Source organism: Burkholderia sp. B21-005, assembly GCF_020843965.1.
GTDB lineage: Bacteria > Pseudomonadota > Gammaproteobacteria > Burkholderiales > Burkholderiaceae > Burkholderia > Burkholderia ambifaria.
The window spans coordinates 2,203,511-2,222,974 of record NZ_CP086301.1 but is presented as its reverse complement, the minus strand read 5'-3'; the positions used below and the strand labels follow the sequence as shown (position 1 = coordinate 2,222,974).

Genomic DNA, 19,464 nt, shown 5'->3' with positions numbered 1-19,464 from the left:
AGCTGATTTTTAAGCAAATTCCATCGCCCAATGCAGCATCGATCCTTGACCCAGGCATGCGCGCGCACCATCGCCGGGCTCTTCATCGGCGCCCTGTTCGCAGCAGCTCCCGGCGCGTTCGCCGACGAAGTCAGCAGTTTTAACCAGAATGCCAGCAATTCGACTCAGATCGGGTCGGGTTCTTCCCTCCAGCAGACCAGCGCGCAGCCGTCCAGCGGCGGTGCGAAGTCGTTCCTCGCCGGCATGGCAGGCAAGGCAGGCGACGTGGTCGTCGGCGCGCTCAACATGATCGGCGTGCGCTATCGCTGGGGCGGCAACTCGCCGGATTCGGGCCTCGACTGCAGCGGCTTCGTGCGTTACGTGTTCCAGGACACGCTCGGCATGTCGCTGCCGCGCCGTGCGGAAGAAATGAGCCGCGTCGGCGAGAAGGTCAGCATGAGCAACCTCAAGCCGGGCGACCTCGTGTTCTTCAACACGATGCGCCGTACGTTCTCGCACGTCGGCATCTACATCGGCGACAACAAGTTCGTGCATTCGCCGTCGACGGGCAGCACCATTCGCGTCGACGATCTCGACAACGGCTACTGGGAAAAGCGGTTCACCGGCGCGCGCCGACTCGAATCGGAGTTTCCGATGAAGGCCGACGACCTGCGCCAGCGCGTGCGCGCGACGATCGGCGACGACGCGGCGAACGGCAGCAACTGACGCTCGCCGGCGCTCCGCCGAATCAAAAAAACCCTGTCACCGAAAGGCGGCAGGGTTTTTTGTTTTGAGGCGCGCGGAACCGGCGGGCGGCCGTGTCACCGTGGGCGGCGCGCGCCGTCACGCGTCGCGCACCGCGCTGAGTCCGATTAGGCCGCCGCGACACCGCGGGCCGCCGCGAGCTTGCGCTGCAGTTCGGGCATGATGCGCGCGACAGCTTCCTCGCCCGCGAGGATGGCCGCGTTGCGCTGGTTGAAGTCACTGCCGCCCATCGCCGCGAGGTTCGGGCGGATTACCACGTCCGCGTACTTCTCGAGCTCGTAGGACTTGATCGTCTGGCCCATGATCGTGAAGGTCTGCAACAGCATCTCGATCGGGTTGTTGGTCGCCGCGCCATCCGGCCGCGCCGAGATGTCGACCGCGATCACGAAGCTCGCGCCCATCTTGCGCGCGAACGACGCGGGCACCGGGCTCACGAGGCCGCCGTCGACGTACTCGCGGTTGCCGATCCTCACCGGTTCGAACACCGACGGCACGCTGCACGACGCGCGCACCGCGAGCCCCGTATTGCCCTGCTGGAACAGGATCGGCTGGCCGCTCTGCAGATCCGTCGCGACGATGCCGAGCGGCTTCGCCATCTTCTCGATCGGCCGGTTGTTGAGCGTCTTGTTCAGGAAGTTCTGCAGCGCGACGCCCTGCAGCAATCCGCGTGAGCGGAACGGCAGCGCCCAGTCGCTGATCGACGCCTGATCCATGTCGAGCGCGATCTTGTTGATCTGCAGCGCGCTCATCCCGGACGCGTAGAGCGCGCCGACCACCGAGCCCGCGCTCGTGCCCGCGACGATCTCGACCGGGATGCCGCGTGCCTCGAGCGCCTTCAGCACGCCGATGTGCGAGAAACCGCGGGCGGCGCCGCCGCCGAGCGCGATGCCGATCTTCACGGGCTTTTCGTGCGACTGCGCGGAATTCGCGGCGTTGTCGGGACGGGACTTGTCGCCGAACGACGTACAGGCGGCGAGGCTGGCGGACGCGCACGCGATCGTGAAGTGACGGCGCGACAGGCGAGGGGACGACATCGATTGATTCTCCGGCGGCTTGGCGGCGGGCCGTGCGGCCCGCGGCGGCGATAGGTTCCGAGCGGCCGTGCGGCGGAATCCGGGCGGCCGGCGCGGCGCCGACTGGCGGCCGCGGCGCGCACATCATAAAGCAAGCGGCGCGCTTGGCGCGAAGACCGGCGCGAGTATAATTGCGGCTTCTTTCCCGTTCCGGGCGCGGCCGGCCCCATTGCTGTCCGGGCTGCCGCCGTCGATCCCGCGTCGAATCATTCATGCGCCCCAGGCGTTCGAGTTACCGTTTATGACCCGTCCTGTCCGTACCCGCTTCGCGCCGAGTCCCACCGGCTTCATCCACCTCGGCAACATCCGCTCCGCGCTCTATCCGTGGGCGTTCGCCCGCAAGATGAAGGGCACGTTCGTGCTGCGTATCGAGGATACCGACGTCGAGCGTTCGTCGCAGGAAGCCGTCGATGCGATCCTCGAAGGGATGCAGTGGCTCGGCCTCGATTTCGACGAAGGCCCGATCTACCAGATGCAGCGGATGGACCGCTATCGCGAGGTGCTCGCGCAGATGCTGGAGAAGGGCCTCGCGTACCCGTGCTACATGTCGGCCGAGGAGCTCGACGCGCTGCGCGAACGCCAGCGCGAGGCCGGCCTGAAGCCGCGCTACGACGGCACGTGGCGTCCGGAGCCGGGCAAGGTGCTGCCCGAGCCGCCGGCCGGCGTGAAGCCGGTGCTGCGTTTCCGCAACCCGCTGACCGGCACGGTCGTGTGGGACGACGCGGTGAAGGGCCGTGTCGAGATCTCGAACGAGGAACTCGACGACCTCGTGATCGCGCGCCCGGACGGCACGCCGATCTACAACTTCTGCGTGGTCGTGGACGACATGGACATGAACATCACGCACGTGATCCGTGGCGACGACCACGTGAACAACACGCCGCGCCAGATCAACATCCTGCGCGCTCTCGGCGGCGAGCCGCCCGTCTATGCGCACCTGCCGACCGTGCTGAACGAGCAGGGCGAGAAGATGAGCAAGCGGCATGGCGCGATGAGCGTGACGGCTTATCGTGACGCCGGCTTCCTGCCGGAGGCCGTCGTCAACTATCTCGCGCGTCTCGGCTGGTCGCACGGCGACGCTGAAATCTTCTCGCGCGAACAGTTCGTCGAATGGTTCGACCTCGATCATCTCGGCAAGTCGCCCGCGCAGTACGACCACAGCAAGCTGAGCTGGCTGAACGCGCACTACATCAAGGAAGCCGACAACGCGCGCCTCGCCGCGCTGGCGAAGCCGTTCCTCGACGCGCTCGGCATCGAGGACGCGGCGATCGCGACGGGCCCCGCGCTCGACGCGGTGGTCGGCCTGATGAAGGATCGCGCGACGACGGTCAAGGAGATCGCCGAAGGCGCCGCGATGTTCTACCGTGTGCCGGCGCCGGACGCCGACGCACTCGCGCAGCACGTGACCGATGCGGTGCGTCCGGCGCTGGCCGACCTCGCCGCCGCACTGAAGGCGGCCGACTGGACGAAGGAAGCCGTGTCCGCGGCGCTGAAGGCGACGCTCGGCACGCACAAGATGAAGATGCCGCAGCTCGCGATGCCGGTGCGCCTGCTGGTGGCGGGCACGACGCATACGCCGTCGATCGACGCGGTGCTCGTGCTGTTCGGTCGCGACGTCGTGGTGTCGCGTATCGAGGCCGCGCTGGCCTGAGGTTGGGGCGGGAGCGAGGCCGTCCGCGCGTGAGAGCGGCGCGGCTTCGCAAAAAATTTCGCTCGAATCGCAAAAAGGGTATTTACAAGTTCAAAATCGGTCCATATAATCTCATTTCTGTTCTGCAAGGGGGTATAGCTCAGCTGGGAGAGCGCTTGCATGGCATGCAAGAGGTCAGCGGTTCGATCCCGCTTACCTCCACCATCAGAGCAGAATGGATTGATTTGTGAAGCAGTGGCAGTAGTAATAAATGCTTCACAAAATGATTTAAAGCAGTTAGAATTTCGGCCTTCGCTGTTGCGGTGATTGAATAGCGAAAGTCAGACAGATCTGAAAAGATTATGTCCCCTTCGTCTAGAGGCCTAGGACATCACCCTTTCACGGTGAGTACAGGGGTTCGAATCCCCTAGGGGACGCCAGATTCAGCGGCGTTTCGTAGAAGTGTCGCGAGGCTTGCAGGACGTAACCGACGTCCTGCAGGTAACGGTGCAGAAAGTTGGAGCGGTAGTTCAGTCGGTTAGAATACCGGCCTGTCACGCCGGGGGTCGCGGGTTCGAGTCCCGTCCGCTCCGCCAGAACGAAGCCCGTTCAAGACGTTTTTGAGCGGGCTTTTGTATTAAAGATGTAAGCAGTACGTTGTCCCCTTCGTCTAGAGGCCTAGGACATCACCCTTTCACGGTGAGTACAGGGGTTCGAATCCCCTAGGGGACGCCAGGATTCAGCGGCGTTTCGTAGAAGTGTCGCAACGCTTGCAGGACGTGAACGTGGTCCTGCAGGTGGTGGTGCAGAAAGCTGGAGCGGTAGTTCAGTTGGTTAGAATACCGGCCTGTCACGCCGGGGGTCGCGGGTTCGAGTCCCGTCCGCTCCGCCAGAACCAAGCCCGTTCAAATGAACGTTTTGAACGGGCTTTTGTATTAAAGATGTAAGCAGTACGTTGTCCCCTTCGTCTAGAGGCCTAGGACATCACCCTTTCACGGTGAGTACAGGGGTTCGAATCCCCTAGGGGACGCCAGATTTCGGCGTCGTTCGAACAAACGATGCGCCGGCAGGAAGTAACCGACGCCTGCCAGGCAAGAAGCAACACTGGAGCGGTAGTTCAGTTGGTTAGAATACCGGCCTGTCACGCCGGGGGTCGCGGGTTCGAGTCCCGTCCGCTCCGCCAGAAAATGAAGAAGCCCGCCTCGTGCGGGCTTTTTCATTTGTGTTTCTGGTCGTGCCCGCTTGCGGGCGCGTGACTGCGGAGTGGAGGAAGCCGCCTGCGCGGCTTCCGGCGGGACGCATCACCGGTTGCGCGCCGCTACGAGAAATTCGCGATTGCATCCGCCCGCGACTGCGCTATCGTGGCGGGATGCGTTCTTGACCCCCGCGCGATGCTCGATCCGACCGACCTGCGACTGCTGTATCAGCTCCGGCCCGCGGAGCCTGGCGATTTTCCGTTTGCCGAGGCGCTGACGCACGGCAACATGGGCGGCTATTACAAGCGCCATGGACTCGTCTGGCGCAGCGACCTGTTCTATGCGAGCTGGCGCGAATCCGAAAACTTCATCCTGGAAGCCGACGGCGAACGCATCGGCGTGCTGCGCGTGACCGAGGAGGGCGATTCGCTGCACATTCGCGACGTGCAGATTGCAGCCGGTCATCGCGGTCAGGGCGCCGGCACCTACATGCTCGACATGTCGCTCCGCTGGGCGCGCGCCCGTGGGCTGCACGAACTGCAGTTGCGCGTGTTCGTCGACAATCCGGCCGCGCGGCTCTACCAGCGCATGGGCTACCGCGTCACCGGGCCGAGGTTGGCGCAGCTCGGCTCGATCCGCCACATGGTGCGTACGGTCTGAGCGAGTAGCGGTGCGACGCGGCGACGGTCAGCGGGCAGTGCCGAACGCGTCGTCGTCGTCGAGGGCGTCGTCCGTCGCGCTGCCGTCTTCCGCGCCGCGGTGCTCGTAGCCGCGCAGCATGAACGCGCGCGGGCTTTCGCCGAACGCGCGCCGGAACATCGCCGAAAACGCACTCTGGCTCTGGTAGCCGAGCTCGCGCGCGATATGCGATAGCGGACGCCCCTGGTTCAACAGCGGGATCGCGCGCGCGAGCAGCGCCTGCTGCCGCCACTGCGAAAAACTCACGCCCAGTTCCTGCTTGAAGAGCCGCGAAATCGTGCGCGTGCTCGCGCCGACCTCGCTTGCCCAGTGTTCGAGCGATTCCGCATGCGCCGGCTGCGCGAGCACCGACTCGCACAGCATGCGCAGGCGCTTCTCGTCGGGCATCGGCACCGCGAGCGGCAGCGGTTCGGCGCGGCTCAGCTCGTCGAGCACGAGCCCGCACAGCAGCCGCTCGCGCGCATCGCTCAGGTCGCGCGCGTCGAGCGCGACGATCAGTTCGCGCAGCAAGCCCGTCACCTCGACCACCCGGCATGCATCGAGCCCGTCCGGCACGATCGACTCGTCGATATACAGCGTGCGCAGATACGCCTCCTCGACGATCACGACTTCGTGCGTGATGTGCGGCGGCACCCAGATCGCGCGGGACGGCGGCACCATCCACGTCGTGCCGGTCGTCGCGACGCGCAGCACCCCGCGCGACGCGTACGCGAGCTGCGCCCACGCATGCGTGTGCAGCGGGATCCGGCGGCCGGCATCCACCTGCCGCGCCCGGACGCGCATCGGGTGGACGCGGGTCGGCGCGAACTCGGGCGGGATGTCGATGACGTCGTAGGGGTTCGATGTGTCGGCTTGGGCAGGCGGATTCATGGACGACTCGGTCGGCGCGGCGGGCGATGCCGTTATTTTAGAAGGCGCCGCGCAGGCGCATGCGGCGGTTTTTCGGCCGATAATGCACCGTTCAAATGAACTTTGTATGGGGCCGCGCGCATTCCGACCTCGCGCAAGTTTGGGCCTGCACGACGCGTCAGGCCAAAAAACATCGGGCCGCGATCGCGGTCTACCGATGCAGCCGCGTTGTCGCGCGAGCGGCGCTCTGAAGACGCCGGTGCCCGCGGCGCGGCCGCGACGGCCCGGCACGGCAACACCTGAATCGAAGAGGAGAACCACGATGCGCTACGTATTCGTCTACGGCACGTTGAGAGCGGGAGAAGCCAACGACATCGGCCATGCGGCCGCGCGGCACGGGATCGCCGCGCCGACGCTGCTCGGTGCGGCCGCGCTGCCGGGCGAACTGTACGATTTCGGTACGTACCCGGGCATGATCGCCGGGCCGGGCGGCCAGTCGCTCGTATGGGGTGACGTCTACGAGATCGACGAGCAGTTGATGCCCGTGCTCGACGAGATCGAGCGCGTCTATCCGGGCGTCGACACGCTGTTCCGGCAGGAGCCGGTGACCGTCCAGCTCGGCGGCCGTACGTACGCGTGCGTCTACTATCCGGTCGCCGCGCATGCGGCAGCCGACCGTCCGCGCATCGCGTCGGGCGACTGGGTTCAGCACCGGCACGAGCGGGAAGTCGCCTGAGCGTCCGCGCGGCCAACCGCGACGTCGCAAAGAAAAAGCGCCCAGCCGGGCGCTTTTTTCATGCCGCCGGATGGTGCGACCGGCGGCGGGCAGGATGGGCACGACCCGGGCCGGCAGGACCGGCCCGCGCCGTCAGATTTCCTCGTACAGCGGCAGCGTCAGGAATTCGGTGAAGCCTTCAGACGTCGACATCTGTTCGAAGATCGCCGCGGCACGTTCATAGGGCTGCGTATTGCCGCCGACGGAACGCTTCACGTTGTCGAGCTCGGCCTTCGCGAATTCGCGCACGAGTTCCGCCGTGACCTTGCGGCCGTCGTCGAGCACGCCCTTCGGCGAGCGGATCCACTGCCATACCTGCGAGCGGGAGATTTCGGCGGTGGCCGCGTCTTCCATCAGGTTGTGGATCGGCACGCAGCCGTTGCCGTCGAGCCACGCGCCGAGATAGTGGATGCCGACGTTGATGTTGTTGCGCAGGCCGGCTTCGGTGATCGGCGCTTCAGGCTGGAAGTCGAGCAGGTTCTTGCCTTCGATCTGCACGTCGTCGCGCTGCTTTGCGATCTGGTTCGGCTTGTCGCCGAGCACCTTGACGAATTCTTCCATCGCGATCGGCACGAGGCCCGGGTGCGCGACCCAGCCGCCGTCGTAGCCGTCGGTCGCGTCGCGCTGCTTGTCCGAGCGCACGCCGCCCATTGCCTTGTCGTTCGCTTGCGGATCGTTCTTGATCGGAATCAGCGCGCTCATCCCGCCGATTGCCGGTGCGTTGCGCTTGTGGCAGGTCTTCAGCAGCAGCAGCGCGTACGCGCGCATGAACGGCACCGTCATCGTGATCTTTGCGCGGTCGGCCAGGCAGAAGTCGCGATCGTTCTTGAACTTCTTGATCGCCGAGAAGATGTAGTCCCAGCGGCCGGCGTTCAGGCCCGAGCTGTGTTCGCGCAGCTCGTACAGGATCTCGTCCATCTCGAACGCGGCGAGGATCGTCTCGATCAGCACCGTCGCGCGGATCGTGCCGCGCGGCACGCCGACCGCTTCCTGTGCCGCGACGAAGATGTCGTTCCACAGGCGTGCCTCGAGATGGCTTTCCATCTTCGGCAGGTAGAAGTACGGGCCCGAGCCGCGCGCGATCAGTTCCTTCGCGTTGTGGAACAGGAACAGCGCGAAATCGAAGATGCCGCCGGACACGCGCTGGCCGTCGACCGTCACGTGCTTCTCGTCGAGGTGCCAGCCGCGCGGACGCACGATCAGCGTCGCGACCTTGTCGTTCAGCCGGTACGACTTGCCGTTCTGCTCGAGCGAGATCGTGCGGCGCACCGCGTCCTTCAGGTTGATCTGGCCGTCGATCTGGTTCGTCCAGCTCGGCGCGTTCGAATCCTCGAAGTCCGTCATGTACGAGTCGGCGCCGGAGTTCAGCGCATTGATGATCATCTTGCGCTCGACGGGGCCCGTGATCTCGACACGGCGGCATTGCAGGTCGGCCGGCAGCGGCGCGACCTTCCAGTCGCCTTCGCGGATCGCCTTCGTGTCGGCCAGGAAATCGGGGCGTTCGCCGGCGTCGAGGCGCTTGGTGCGTTCGACGCGGGCCTGCAGCAGCGTCTGGCGGCGCGGCTCGAACGTGCGGTGCAGCGCGGCGACGAGTGCGAGCGCTTCAGGCGTCAGGATTGCTTCGTAACCCGGCTTGATTTCGCCGGTGATCGCCATGCCTTGCGGCAGCGTGATCGGGGTGCTCATGAGTCTCATCTCCTTGGTCGGTCAGTTGCGGTTTCGGTGAAGGGGGAAGGCGGCAGCGCCGTGAACGTCATGCGCCCGGGCCGGGGCGCGCGCGGTTTGCGGGCTTGCCGGACGGAGCCGGGGTGGCGAGGAAGGCGAGCAGATCGGCCATGCCGCTGCCGGTGCCGTCGGGCGGCGCGCCGAGTTCCTCGGCGGGCGCGCCCGTGCGGTTGAGCCAGAACGTCGTGTAGCCGAACCAGGCGGCCCCCGCGACGTCCCAGGCGTTCGACGACACGAACACGATGTCGCGCGCGTTCGGCCCGAACGCGGCGGTGCCGAGCGCGTAGACGGCCGGACTCGGCTTGTACGCGCGCACGGTGTCGGCCGACAGCACGCGATCGAACAGCCCGGTCATGCCGGCGCTCTTGATCGCGATGTCGAGCATCTCGGGGTTGCCGTTGGACAGGATCGCGAGCGGCGGGCGCGGTTCGAGCGCGCGCAGCTTGCGCAGCGCGGGCACCGTGTCGGGGTAGGTGGACAGGCACGCGTATTCGTCCATCAGCCGCTTCTCGGCCGCGCTGTTCAGCGCGAGGCCGAGCACGCGCGCGGCGAACCGCAGCGCGTCGAGCGTGATGTCGCGAAACGGGCGATAGCGGGCGCCGGCCGGATCGGCGAGCGTGCGCAACTGTGAGTATTCGATTTGCTTGCGTCGCCACAGCTGCGACAACCGCTCCCCGTGACCGGGAAACATCTGCTCCGCCGCGGCCACGACCGCATGCACGTCGAACAACGTGCCGAATGCGTCGAAGAGGATTGCGTCGGGAGAGGAGAGTGTCGTTGTGGCCGACATAGCCTTGCGCTCCAGTTTCAGAGGTCGAGTCGATTCTATTCGTGATCACATGTACTAAAAAAGACGCTAATCATCACTTGATCTTTTACTTTCATATACCTAATCTGGAGCGGCTTAAGCTATTTGCAGGGCGGGATGGCCGTCCTTTCGAGTCATGGACCGGTTCAAACAGATCGAAACGTTCGCCGCGGTCGCGGCGAAGGGCAGCCTGTCGGCGGCCGCGCACGCCGAAGGCGTCGCGCCGGCGATCATCGGCCGCCGCCTCGACGCACTCGAGGAGCGGCTCGGCGTCAAGCTGCTGGTGCGTACGACGCGCAAGCTCACGCTGACCTTCGAGGGGTCGGCCTTCCTCGAGGATTGCCAGCGGATCATCAACGACATGCAGAATGCGGAGGCGAGCGTGTCCGCCGGCGGCGTGAAGGCGAGCGGCCACCTGCGCATTTCCGCGCCGGCCGGCTTCGGGCGGCGCCACGTCGCGCCGCTCGTACCCGAGTTCAGCGGTGCGCATCCGGACGTGTCGGTCACGCTCGACCTGTCCGACCGGATGGTCGACCTCGTCAACGAAGGCTTCGATTGCGCGGTGCGGCTCGGCGAGCTGCCCGATTCGTCGCTGGTGTCGCTGAGGCTCGGCGAGAACCGGCGCGTGTGCGTCGCGTCTCCGGCGTATCTCGCGCGGCGCGGCACGCCGGCCACGCTCGCCGAACTCGCGCGCCACAACTGCCTCGCCCTTGCCGCGAACGCGAACCAGCAGCGCGGCTGGGCGTTCCAGGAGGACGACAAGGTCGTGTCGATCCGCGTGAACGGCACGATGGAATGCTCGGACGGCGCGGTGCTGCACGAGTGGTGCCTCGCCGGCTACGGCCTGGCGTGGCGATCGTGGTGGGAGGTCGGCGACGACATCGCGGCCGGCCGCCTTGTCAGCGTGCTCGATGCGTTCGCGGCGCCGCCGATCGGTATCCACGCGGTGTTTCCGCAGCGCCGCCACCTGCCGCTGCGCGTGCGGCTGTTTCTCGATTACCTGAAACATACCTACGAGCGGCCCGGGTATTGGGGCGAGTAGGGCGCGCCCCCCCGCGCGTTTCCGATATGAGGGCGAACCCGCTGACGGCGCCGGCCGCCCGGTTTCGCGCACTACAATCGAAACTGGCATGCGCGACGCGCCGGGGCCGGCTCGCATGGGTTCGCGGCGCGCGCGGTGCGTCTGACGCAGGAGGGCGCGATGTTCCGGCACATCCTCGTTCCAACCGACGGTTCCGAACTGTCGCAGAAGGCGATCGACGGCGCGATCGACCTGGCGCGCGCGGTCGGCGCGCAGGTCACGGCCTACGCGTGCCTGCCGCAGTATCCGTACTCGCCGTTTTCCGAAGTGATCATCGAGCCGCCCGCCGATTTCCGGGCGCGCAGCGAGCGCGAGGCGCGCGCGCACCTCGACGAGGTGCAGGCGGCCGCGAAGGCGGCCGGCGTCGTCTGCGACAGCTGGACGAGCGTGCATCCGTCGCCGTATCTCGGCATCATCGAGGCGGCCGAACGCGGCGGCTGCGACGTGATCTTCATGGCGTCCCACGGACGCCGCGGGCTCGGCAGCCTGCTGATCGGCAGCGAGACGCAGCGCGTGCTGACCCATACGAAAATTCCGGTGATCGTCTATCGGTAGCGGCGACGTCGTTCGTGGCCGCGCGCGCGGCGGCCCGGCAGCGCCGCTGAAAAAGGGCGCGCCGGACGAAGCCGGCGCGCGTCGTTGCTGGCGGCCGCAGGCCGCGCGGCGGGTCGCGCGGGTCACCGCGCGCCTGCCGTCTCCTCCCTGATTTTTGTTCTGTGCTGCCGATGCCGCACCGTCGCGTGACGGGCGGGCACCGGCGTGACGCTTTCGCGCGTTACGCGACTTTCTTGCCGTCGAAGAACTGTTCGTCCTCGGTCGAGCCGTGCAGCGCGGTCGTCGATGCCTCGCGCTCGACCGTCTGCGTCACCGCGTCGAAGTACCCGGTGCCGACTTCGCGCTGGTGCTTGACGGCCGTGAAGCCCTTGTCGGCCGCCGCGAACTCGGCCTGCTGCAGTTCGACGAACGCGCTCATCTGCGTGCGGGCATAGCCGTGCGCGAGGTTGAACATCGAGTAGTTCAGCGCATGGAAGCCGGCCAGCGTGATGAACTGGAACTTGTAGCCCATCGCGCCCAGTTCCTTCTGGAACTTCGCGATCGTCGCGTCGTCGAGGTTCTTCTTCCAGTTGAACGACGGCGAGCAGTTGTACGACAGCATCTTGCCCGGGAACTGCTTGTGGATCGCTTCCGCGAACTTCTTCGCGTACTCGAGATCCGGCTTGCCCGTTTCGCACCAGACCAGGTCGGCGTACGGCGCATACGCGAGGCCGCGCGAGATCGCCTGCTCGATGCCCGGCTTCGTGCGGAAGAAACCTTCGACCGTACGCTCGCCCGTCAGGAACGGCTTGTCGTTGTCGTCGATGTCGGACGTGATCAGGTCCGCTGCTTCCGCGTCGGTCCGCGCGACCAGCACGGTCGGCGTGCCCATCACGTCAGCGGCGAGACGCGCCGCCGACAGCTTCGCGACGGCCTCGCGCGTCGGCACGAGCACCTTGCCGCCCATGTGGCCGCATTTCTTCACCGACGCAAGCTGGTCCTCGAAGTGGACGCCCGATGCGCCTGCCTCGATCATCGCCTTCATCAGTTCGAACGCATTCAGCACGCCGCCGAAGCCGGCTTCCGCATCCGCGACGATCGGTGCGAAGAAGTCGACGTAACCTTCGTCGCCCGGGTTCTTGCCTTCGGACCACTGGATCTGGTCGGCACGCGTCAGCGTGTTGTTGATGCGCTTGACGACGAGCGGCACCGAGTTCGCCGGGTACAGCGACTGGTCCGGGTACATTTCGCCCGCGACGTTCGCGTCGCCGGCCACTTGCCAGCCCGACAGGTAGATCGCCTTGAGACCGGCCTTCACCTGCTGCATCGCCTGGTTGCCGGTCAGCGCGCCGAGCGCGTTGACGAACGGCTCTTCGTTCATGAGGCTCCACAGCTTTTGCGCGCCGCGCTTGGCCAGCGTGTGCTCGACGGCGATCGAGCCGCGCAGGCGAACCACGTCGTCAGCGGTGTAGCTGCGCTTGATGCCCTTCCAGCGCGGATCGGTTTCCCATTGCTTTTGCAGTTCCTGCGCCTGTTGCTGTCGCGACATGATGAGCTCCTTGATACGGTGCGTTGCCTGATGAGTCGAATCGGACGGTGATGATGCTGTTCTCGAAGCGGAGCGGGATGCGTGCCGTTTCGCGAAGTCTTGTATAAGAGTCTAGGCAAACCGGTCGACGTGAAACAGGGGCTATCTCAGGAAGCTCGAAATTTTTTAATCGTTATGAATCAAACGGTTGCCAATCACGTTTCGCAATGAGAAACGATTTTTCCCATCTCGCAATCATGAGGTTGTGCCGCGCAGCATGATTTTTTACGACGCAAAAAAATTTTCCGCATTGTGAAATTCGGTGCGGGACGAAAAAAAACCGGCGCGGGTGCGCCGGTCTGCCGGATGGGCGGGGCGGCCGGAGCCGCCCGGGCGTGCTTACGACGCCGAGTTGCTGCGACGCGGGCCGCTGCTGCGCTGGCCGTCGCGACGCGGGCCGCCGTCACGGCTGCCGCTCGGCTTGCCGCTCCAGCCGCCGCCATTGCCGCCGCCGTAGCTGCGGCCGTTGCCGCCATGACCGCCGCCGCCCGGCTTGCCGCCGAAACGACGACCGCCGTTACCGCCGCCCGGACGGGCGCGGCCGCCGGTGCCGCGATCGTTGCGCGCCGGTGCCTTGCGCGGCTCGAAACCTTCGATCACGTTGACCGGCAGCGGCGAGCGCACGAAGCGCTCGATGCGCTTGAGCGCGCCCTGCTCGGCGTGGTGCACGAGGCTCACCGCGGTGCCCGAACGGCCCGCGCGACCCGTACGGCCGATACGGTGCACGTAGTCTTCCGCGAACTTCGGCAGGTCGTAGTTGAACACGTGCGTGATGCCCGGGATGTCGATGCCGCGGGCCGCGACGTCGGTCGCGACCAGCACGCGCACACGGCGCTCGCGCAGCGCACGGATCGTGCGGTTACGCGCGCCCTGCGGCAGGTCGCCGTGCAGTGCGGCCGATTCGAAGCCAGCGTCGGCGAGACGGCCGGCGAGCTGGTCGGCGTCGATCTTGGTCGCCGTGAAGATGATCGCCTGGTCGAGCGCGTCGTCGCGCAGCAGGTGATCGAGCAGGCGGTCCTTGTGGTCGCGGTCGTCGACGTAGTGCACGGTCTGCGCGATGTTCGTGCGCGACTCGAGGCGCTGCTGGATCTCGATGCGCTCGGGGTCCTTCAGCAGGCGGCCCGTCAGCGAACCGATCTTGCCGTCGAGCGTGGCCGAGAACAGCATCGTCTGGCGCGACGCGGGCGTGGCCGCGACGATCGTCTCGATGTCATCGATGAAGCCCATGTCGAGCATGCGGTCGGCTTCGTCGAGCACGAGCATCTTCAGTTCGGACAGGTCGATGCGGCCGCGCTCGAGGTGATCGAGCAGGCGGCCCGGCGTGGCGACCAGGATTTCCGGGTTCTTCGCGAGCAGCATCAGCTGCTGGCCATAGGCGACGCCGCCGAGGATGCTGACGGTGCGCAGGCGCTTCAGATGCTTGCCGTAGGTCGATGCGGCCGTCGTGACCTGCATCGCGAGTTCGCGGGTCGGCGTCAGCACGAGCAGGCCCGGGCGCGCGACGGGTTGCGGGCGGCGCACGCGGCGGTCGCCCTGGCTCGGTTCGCGCGGCGTGCGCGGTTGCTGCGCCAGCGTCTTCTGAAGCTGCGCGAAACGTTCGATCGCGGGCAGCATGAAGGCGGCCGTCTTGCCCGAACCGGTCGGGCTCGACACCAGCAGGTCCCGGCCGGCGATGCCGGCCGGAATCGCGCGCTGTTGGACCGGCGTCGGCTTCACATAGCCGGCGGCCTCCAGCGCGGAGACGATCTCCGGCGACAGCCCGAGCGACGCGAAGCTCGGCTCGTCCGACGCCGGTTCGATCGCGGCCGGTACGGCGGCGTCGTCGAGACCGAGCGCCTGGTCGGCGATCGCGTTGAGCGGGCTGGAGTTAATGCTCGAAGTCATAACAATCCTTGAAACACAGTGGGTGAAACGTCGGCGCCAATCGCGCATACCCAAGTCGTCGGATTCAGCGAGCAAATCAGGAAACGGGGGTGCAATCCGCCGAACCGTCGGCGGATGAGGCATTAGAAGCTGTTTTGGGTGCGGCGCGCTTCAGGAGCGGGGCCGCCAGCCTGATGAGTGACGACCGCGAGGGTCGAAGCAGGAGGGGACAGGTTCTAAACCGGATTGGAGCATAACGCTACGAGGCGTCTGGCCGGAACGGCTTTCGAGCCGAGCGCGGGGGTGACGCAGGCCGCATTATAAAGAAATTTGCTGCGCTGCGCCACTGATTTGATTGCCGATTGCGCTGGGGGCGATCCGGTCAGGATGCCGTGCCGTTCTTCAGCGATTCGACGAGTTCGACATATTGCTGCTTCGCGGCGTCCTGCGGCGTGCCTTTCAGCGCTTCCCACGCGTCGTACTTGTACTTGCCGACGATATCGGTGAAGCCCGGCTTGTCGCCGTGCGCGTCGCCGTCGGTCGCTTGCTTGAAGAGCGCGTACAGGCGCAGCAGCGTCAGGTTGCCCGGTCGCTCGGTCAGTTGCTTGACGTCGACCTGGGCCTGGTCGAATTGGGCGGTGAGTTCGCTCATCGTGTGTCTCCGTAAGGGTTTCAAGTCGGCCGATCTTAACAAGCGCAGCGCCGCGCGGGGTCGAGCGATCCTTCCAAACCGCCGGCCACGCGGCGCACGCACCTGGATCGGGTCCGATCGCCCGTGGGAGCGGGGCGCCGCATTACAATGTCGGCCATGACGCAAACAGTGCTCCTCGCCATCGATACGTCGACCGAATACTGCTCGGTCGCGCTGCTGCGCTCGGCTCCGGCCGATGACGCCGTTTCCACCCCGCAAACCTGGGTCCGCCACGAACCGACGGGCGCCGTGTCGAGCACGCGCGTGCTGCCGGCCATCCAGGAACTCTTCGCCGAATCGGGTCTCTCGTTCGGCGACTGCGACGCGATCGCGTTCGGCGCGGGCCCCGGCTCGTTTACCGGCCTGCGTACCGCGACCGGCATTACCCAGGGGCTCGCGTTCGGGCGCGGGCTGCCGGTCGTGCCGGTCAGCACGCTGCTCGCGTGCGCCGAGCACGCGCGGCTGCGCGCGCCCGGCACGACGCGTGTGCTGGCCGCGCTCGATGCGCGGATGGACGAAGCGTACTGGGCCGATTTCGCGTGGGACGATCAGGCCGGCGACTGGCGCACGCTGCATCCGGCGTCGCTCGATGCGCCGGGCGCCGTCGGCGTGCCCGACGTGCCGTTCACGCTCGCGGGCAACGCGGCGGCCGCGTTCGGCGCGAAGTTGCCGGCTGCCGCCGCGGCAGCCGTGATCGACGGCGATGCGCTGCCGCATGCGCTGGCGGTCGCGCATGCCGCGCTGCGGGCGTTTCGCGCCGGCCGTACGGTGCCGGCCGATCAGGCTGCGCCGGAATACGTGCGCGACAAGGTCGCGCAGACCACCGCCGAGCGCATCGCGGCGCGCGCCGCGCAGACGGGCGGAGCGAAAGGATGACGGGTGTACTGCTGAGCGACCGCTATTTGTCGCCGATGACCGACACCGATCTCGACGAGGTCGTCGCGATCGAGCAGGTCGCGTACGAATTCCCGTGGAGCCGCGGCAACTTCGAGGATTCGCTGCGCAACGGCTATTTCGGCGTGTGCCTGCGGCACGTGACGGGCGCGCTCGTCGGCTATTGCGTGCTGATGCCGGTGATCGACGAGATGCACCTGCTGAACCTGTGCGTCGCCCCGGCCGCCCAGCACTCGGGCGCGGGCCTCGCGCTGCTGCGCGAAGCGGTGCGCGTCTCGCGCGCGGAGCGGCTCGACGGCGTGCTGCTCGAGGTGCGGCCGTCGAATCTGCGCGCGATCCATCTGTACGAGCGCTTCGGCTTCCTGACGATCGGCCGGCGCAAGAACTACTATCCGGCGCGGCATCGCGGCAGGGAGGACGCGATCGTGATGCGTCTGACGCTGAACAAGGACGAAGGGGACACGCATGGCGTGGGCTGAAGCAGCGCTCGAGGAAATGGGTCTCGCGCAAATCTGGGTGCGGCGCGGGCAGCGCGCGGAAAGCGCTGAAGCGGGCGAAACGCCGGCTGCGGCGTCCGGCGCGGCGGACGATGCGTCCACCGTTGCGGCCGCAACCGGCGTAACCGACGCGGCCAAGCCGCGGCCGGCGGCGCAGCCGCCGCATGACACGCAGCCGCCGGCGCGTGTGGTCCCGCGTGACGATACGCCGCCGGTGGGCGGCGCGGCTCGCAATGCGGCGCCGAGCGGTGAAGCGGGTACGGGTACGGGTACGGCCGCGATCGACGACGATCGTGCGTCCGTCGAGTCCGCGCCGGCCGCCGTCGCGGACGACATGCCGCCGGCCACCGAAGACGATTTCGCGTGGTTCGACGCGGCGCCGCCCGGCGATCCGCTGCCGCCGGGCGAATCGCGCCCTGCCGCAACGCCGGTGGCGATGCTCGACTGGGATACGCTCGCCGCACGCGTCGCCGACTGCACGAGCTGCCGCCTGTGCGAGAAGCGCACCAATACCGTGTTCGGTGTCGGCGATCGTGAAGCGGACTGGATGCTGATCGGCGAAGCGCCGGGCGAGAACGAGGACAAGCAGGGCGAGCCGTTCGTCGGCCAGGCCGGCAAGCTGCTCGACAACATGCTGCAGTCGCTGGCGCTCAAACGCGGCGAGAACGTCTACATCGCGAACGTGATCAAGTGCCGGCCGCCCGGCAATCGCAACCCCGAACCCGACGAGGTCGCGCGCTGCGAGCCGTACCTGCAGCGCCAGGTCGCGCTCGTGAAGCCGAAGCTGATCGTCGCGCTCGGCCGCTTCGCCGCGCAGACGCTGCTGAAGACGGACGCGAGCATCGCGTCGCTGCGCGGCCGCGTGCATACGTACGAAGGCGTGCCGGTGATCGTCACCTACCACCCGGCGTACCTGCTGCGCAGCCTGCAGGACAAGTCGAAGGCGTGGGCCGACTTATGCCTTGCGCGCGATACGTTCCAGCAGGCGGGGGACGCCGACGCGACCGGGCCGGTCGGACAATGACGCACGGCGCGGCGTTCGCGTTCGTCGATACGCTGCGCGATGCCGCGGTCCGCGATCTGGGGTGGCTCCTCGCGAGCCCGAGCCTGCTCACCGCGGCGCCCGGCGCGCCGCTCGCGCATCCGTGGTCGGATGCGCCCGAACGGGTGGCCGTCGAAGCGTGGCTCGTCGCGCTCGACGCCGCGCCCGAGCCGCTGCACCGCGCGCTCGACGGGCTGCGGCCGGTGCGGCTCGGACGCTATGCCGAATGCCTGCTCGAATATTTCCTCACGCACGGGCCGTCGCTGCGGCTCGTCGCCGCCAATCTGCCGCTGCGCAGCAACGGCAAGACGCTTGGCGAGGTCGATTTCCTCGTCGATGCGCCGGGCGGGCAGCGCCTGCACTGGGAGCTCGCCGTGAAGTGCTACCTGTGCGCGCCGGTGGAGGGCGACGCATCGCTCGCGGATTTCGTCGGTCCGAATCTCGTCGACCGCCTCGACCGCAAGCGCAGCCGGCTGCTCGAGCATCAGTTGCGGTTGAGCGATCGCCACGGGTTTGCGCTGCTCGGCTACGGCGCGCCGTCCGATGCGCAGATGTTCATCAAGGGCTGGCTGTTCTATCCGCACGGTGTGCCGCTGCCGCCGGTCTGCGCGGAAATCGCGGCCGATCATCCGCGCGGCTTCTGGCTGACGCACGCGCAGTGGCCGGCCTGGGCGGCCGCGCAACCCGACGGTGCGGCGTGGAACGTGCTGGCGCGGCTGGCTTGGCTCGCGCCGCGGCGGGCGGCGGCCGATGCCGCGCCCGAACCGCTGGCGAATTCGCTTGCGCTGCCATCCGTATTGACGGCGCGCCAGGCGCCCGCGCTGATCGGCGTTCATCGACAGGACGGCGACGGTGTGTGGCGGGAGACGGCGCGCGGCTTCATCGTGCCGGACGACTGGCCGGCGCGCGCGCAGGCGTTCGCCGCGCAGGACGACTGACGCCGCGTCAGCCGGTGCTTACCACCAGCGATGGAAGTGATGGACCGGGCCGACGCCGTGGCCGACGTCGAGCCGGCCGCTCGCGGCGATCGCGCCGGTCAGGTAGACCTTCGCCTCGCGTACGGCACTCTCGAGATCCGGCCGCTGCGGCAGCAGCGCGGCGATCGCCGACGACAACGTGCAGCCCGTGCCGTGCGTGTTGCTGACCGGCACGCGCGTGCCGCCGAGCCGCACGGCATGCGTCGCATCGACGAGCCAGTCGGGGCTCGCGGCCGCATCGGGCAGGTGGCCGCCTTTCATCAGCACGGCGTTCGCGCCGGACTGCAGCAGCGCCTGGCCCTGCCGGACCATCTCGTCTTCGGTCGTCGCGGGCGTGTCGCCGAGCAGGGCGGCCGCTTCGGGCAGGTTCGGCGTGACGACGGTCGCGAGCGGCAGCAGCACGTCGCGCAACGCGTCGACCGCGTCGGGTGCGAGCAGCGCGTGCGAACTCTTCGAAATCATCACCGTGTCGAGCACGACGAAGCGCGGCGCGTAACGCCGCAGCGCGTCGGCCACCGCCTGCACGATCGCCGCGTTCGCGAGCATGCCGATCTTGACCGCGTCGATGCGGATGTCGTCGAACACCGCGTCGAGCTGCGCGGTCACGAACGCCGCGTCCGGCGCGTGCACGCCGCTCACGCCGCGCGTGTTCTGCGCGGTCAGCGCGGTGATCACGCTCGCGCCGTACGCGCCGAGCGCGGAGAAGGTCTTGAGGTCGGCCTGGATGCCTGCGCCGCCGCCCGAGTCGGAGCCGGCGATCGTCAGGACGTTGGGTATCGGGTGCGTCATGATGGCAAG

Annotated in this window: 18 protein-coding genes and 7 tRNA genes; 17 read left to right on the top strand and 8 right to left on the bottom strand. The window is 67.3% G+C overall.

Features of this window, described 5'->3' with window-relative positions; translation table 11 throughout:
* Positions 1–30 precede the first annotated feature (30 nt).
* Positions 31–705, top strand: a complete 675-nt coding sequence (locus LMA02_RS10420) for a C40 family peptidase (RefSeq protein ID WP_228904731.1) — start codon at positions 31–33, stop codon at positions 703–705.
* Positions 706–851: 146 nt separating this feature from the next.
* Here LMA02_RS10420 and LMA02_RS10415 read toward each other — a convergent pair whose 3' ends face one another.
* Positions 852–1,778 (bottom strand): patatin-like phospholipase family protein, encoded by a 927-nt coding sequence (locus LMA02_RS10415; protein ID WP_228904729.1) that lies wholly within the window; start codon positions 1,776–1,778, stop codon positions 852–854.
* A gap of 280 nt (positions 1,779–2,058) precedes the next feature.
* Here LMA02_RS10415 and gltX point away from each other — a divergent pair, with 280 nt between their 5' ends.
* The 9 genes from gltX (at position 2,059) to LMA02_RS10370 (ending at position 5,303) form a co-directional block, all read left to right on the top strand.
* A complete protein-coding gene (gene gltX, locus LMA02_RS10410) occupies positions 2,059–3,468 on the top strand; it encodes a glutamate--tRNA ligase (protein WP_228904726.1) in 1,410 nt (469 codons plus the stop codon).
* Positions 3,469–3,596: 128 nt separating this feature from the next.
* Positions 3,597–3,672 (top strand) — tRNA-Ala (locus LMA02_RS10405).
* A 139-nt stretch (positions 3,673–3,811) separates the two neighbouring features.
* Positions 3,812–3,887 (top strand) — tRNA-Glu (locus LMA02_RS10400).
* Positions 3,888–3,966: 79 nt separating this feature from the next.
* Positions 3,967–4,043: transfer RNA gene (locus LMA02_RS10395), tRNA-Asp, on the top strand.
* A 63-nt stretch (positions 4,044–4,106) separates the two neighbouring features.
* Positions 4,107–4,182 (top strand) — tRNA-Glu (locus tag LMA02_RS10390).
* An 80-nt stretch (positions 4,183–4,262) separates the two neighbouring features.
* Positions 4,263–4,339, top strand: a tRNA-Asp gene (locus LMA02_RS10385).
* Positions 4,340–4,404: 65 nt separating this feature from the next.
* Positions 4,405–4,480 (top strand) — tRNA-Glu (locus tag LMA02_RS10380).
* A gap of 73 nt (positions 4,481–4,553) precedes the next feature.
* Positions 4,554–4,630: transfer RNA gene (locus tag LMA02_RS10375), tRNA-Asp, on the top strand.
* A 208-nt stretch (positions 4,631–4,838) separates the two neighbouring features.
* Positions 4,839–5,303, top strand: a complete 465-nt coding sequence (locus LMA02_RS10370; protein WP_006762691.1) for a GNAT family N-acetyltransferase — start codon at positions 4,839–4,841, stop codon at positions 5,301–5,303.
* A 27-nt stretch (positions 5,304–5,330) separates the two neighbouring features.
* On the opposite strand, the gene LMA02_RS10365 is transcribed toward LMA02_RS10370, so the two are convergent.
* Positions 5,331–6,212, bottom strand: coding sequence for an AraC family transcriptional regulator (locus LMA02_RS10365; RefSeq protein WP_228904723.1), 882 nt, complete (start codon positions 6,210–6,212; stop codon positions 5,331–5,333).
* A 301-nt stretch (positions 6,213–6,513) separates the two neighbouring features.
* On the opposite strand from LMA02_RS10365, the gene LMA02_RS10360 reads away from it, so the two are divergent.
* A complete protein-coding gene (locus LMA02_RS10360; RefSeq protein ID WP_228904721.1) occupies positions 6,514–6,927 on the top strand; it encodes a gamma-glutamylcyclotransferase family protein in 414 nt (137 codons plus the stop codon).
* Between the two features lie 132 nt (positions 6,928–7,059).
* Here LMA02_RS10360 and aceB read toward each other — a convergent pair whose 3' ends face one another.
* Positions 7,060–8,652 (bottom strand): malate synthase A, encoded by a 1,593-nt coding sequence (gene aceB, locus LMA02_RS10355; RefSeq protein WP_228904719.1) that lies wholly within the window; start codon positions 8,650–8,652, stop codon positions 7,060–7,062.
* Positions 8,653–8,719: 67 nt separating this feature from the next.
* Complete coding sequence (locus LMA02_RS10350; protein WP_228904717.1) at positions 8,720–9,481, bottom strand: haloacid dehalogenase type II; 762 nt, start codon at positions 9,479–9,481, stop codon at positions 8,720–8,722.
* A 154-nt stretch (positions 9,482–9,635) separates the two neighbouring features.
* On the opposite strand from LMA02_RS10350, the gene LMA02_RS10345 reads away from it, so the two are divergent.
* Positions 9,636–10,541, top strand: coding sequence for a LysR family transcriptional regulator (locus tag LMA02_RS10345; protein ID WP_228904715.1), 906 nt, complete (start codon positions 9,636–9,638; stop codon positions 10,539–10,541).
* A gap of 159 nt (positions 10,542–10,700) precedes the next feature.
* A complete protein-coding gene (locus LMA02_RS10340) occupies positions 10,701–11,135 on the top strand; it encodes a universal stress protein (protein WP_006755353.1) in 435 nt (144 codons plus the stop codon).
* Positions 11,136–11,355: 220 nt separating this feature from the next.
* Here LMA02_RS10340 and aceA read toward each other — a convergent pair whose 3' ends face one another.
* From aceA to LMA02_RS10325, 3 genes are all read right to left on the bottom strand, one after another.
* Positions 11,356–12,663 carry an isocitrate lyase gene (gene aceA / locus LMA02_RS10335; protein ID WP_006755975.1) on the bottom strand — a complete coding sequence of 436 codons (1,308 nt, stop codon included), beginning with the start codon at positions 12,661–12,663 and terminating at the stop codon, positions 11,356–11,358.
* A 378-nt stretch (positions 12,664–13,041) separates the two neighbouring features.
* Complete coding sequence (locus LMA02_RS10330; RefSeq protein ID WP_228904713.1) at positions 13,042–14,586, bottom strand: DEAD/DEAH box helicase; 1,545 nt, start codon at positions 14,584–14,586, stop codon at positions 13,042–13,044.
* Positions 14,587–14,947: 361 nt separating this feature from the next.
* Complete coding sequence (locus LMA02_RS10325) at positions 14,948–15,217, bottom strand: acyl-CoA-binding protein (protein ID WP_228904712.1); 270 nt, start codon at positions 15,215–15,217, stop codon at positions 14,948–14,950.
* 147 nt (positions 15,218–15,364) lie between these two features.
* On the opposite strand from LMA02_RS10325, the gene tsaB reads away from it, so the two are divergent.
* Genes tsaB through LMA02_RS10305 form a run of 4 tightly spaced genes read left to right on the top strand, consistent with a single transcriptional unit; the run spans position 15,365 to position 18,627 of the window.
* Entirely contained in the window at positions 15,365–16,132 is a 768-nt protein-coding gene (gene tsaB, locus LMA02_RS10320) for a tRNA (adenosine(37)-N6)-threonylcarbamoyltransferase complex dimerization subunit type 1 TsaB (RefSeq protein ID WP_228904710.1), read from the top strand.
* Positions 16,129–16,629, top strand: a complete 501-nt coding sequence (gene rimI / locus LMA02_RS10315; protein ID WP_228904708.1) for a ribosomal protein S18-alanine N-acetyltransferase — start codon at positions 16,129–16,131, stop codon at positions 16,627–16,629. The genes tsaB and rimI overlap by 4 nt, the downstream gene beginning before the upstream one ends.
* On the top strand, positions 16,616–17,671 hold the full coding sequence (locus LMA02_RS10310) for a uracil-DNA glycosylase (RefSeq protein WP_228904705.1): 1,056 nt from the start codon (positions 16,616–16,618) through the stop codon (positions 17,669–17,671). Before rimI ends, LMA02_RS10310 begins: the two co-directional genes overlap by 14 nt.
* Positions 17,668–18,627: a DUF1853 family protein gene (locus LMA02_RS10305; RefSeq protein ID WP_228904703.1), complete on the top strand. Its 960-nt coding sequence runs from the start codon at positions 17,668–17,670 to the stop codon at positions 18,625–18,627. The genes LMA02_RS10310 and LMA02_RS10305 overlap by 4 nt, the downstream gene beginning before the upstream one ends.
* 18 nt (positions 18,628–18,645) lie before the next feature.
* Here LMA02_RS10305 and thiD read toward each other — a convergent pair whose 3' ends face one another.
* Complete coding sequence (gene thiD, locus LMA02_RS10300) at positions 18,646–19,455, bottom strand: bifunctional hydroxymethylpyrimidine kinase/phosphomethylpyrimidine kinase (protein WP_228904702.1); 810 nt, start codon at positions 19,453–19,455, stop codon at positions 18,646–18,648.
* Positions 19,456–19,464: the final 9 nt, after the last annotated feature.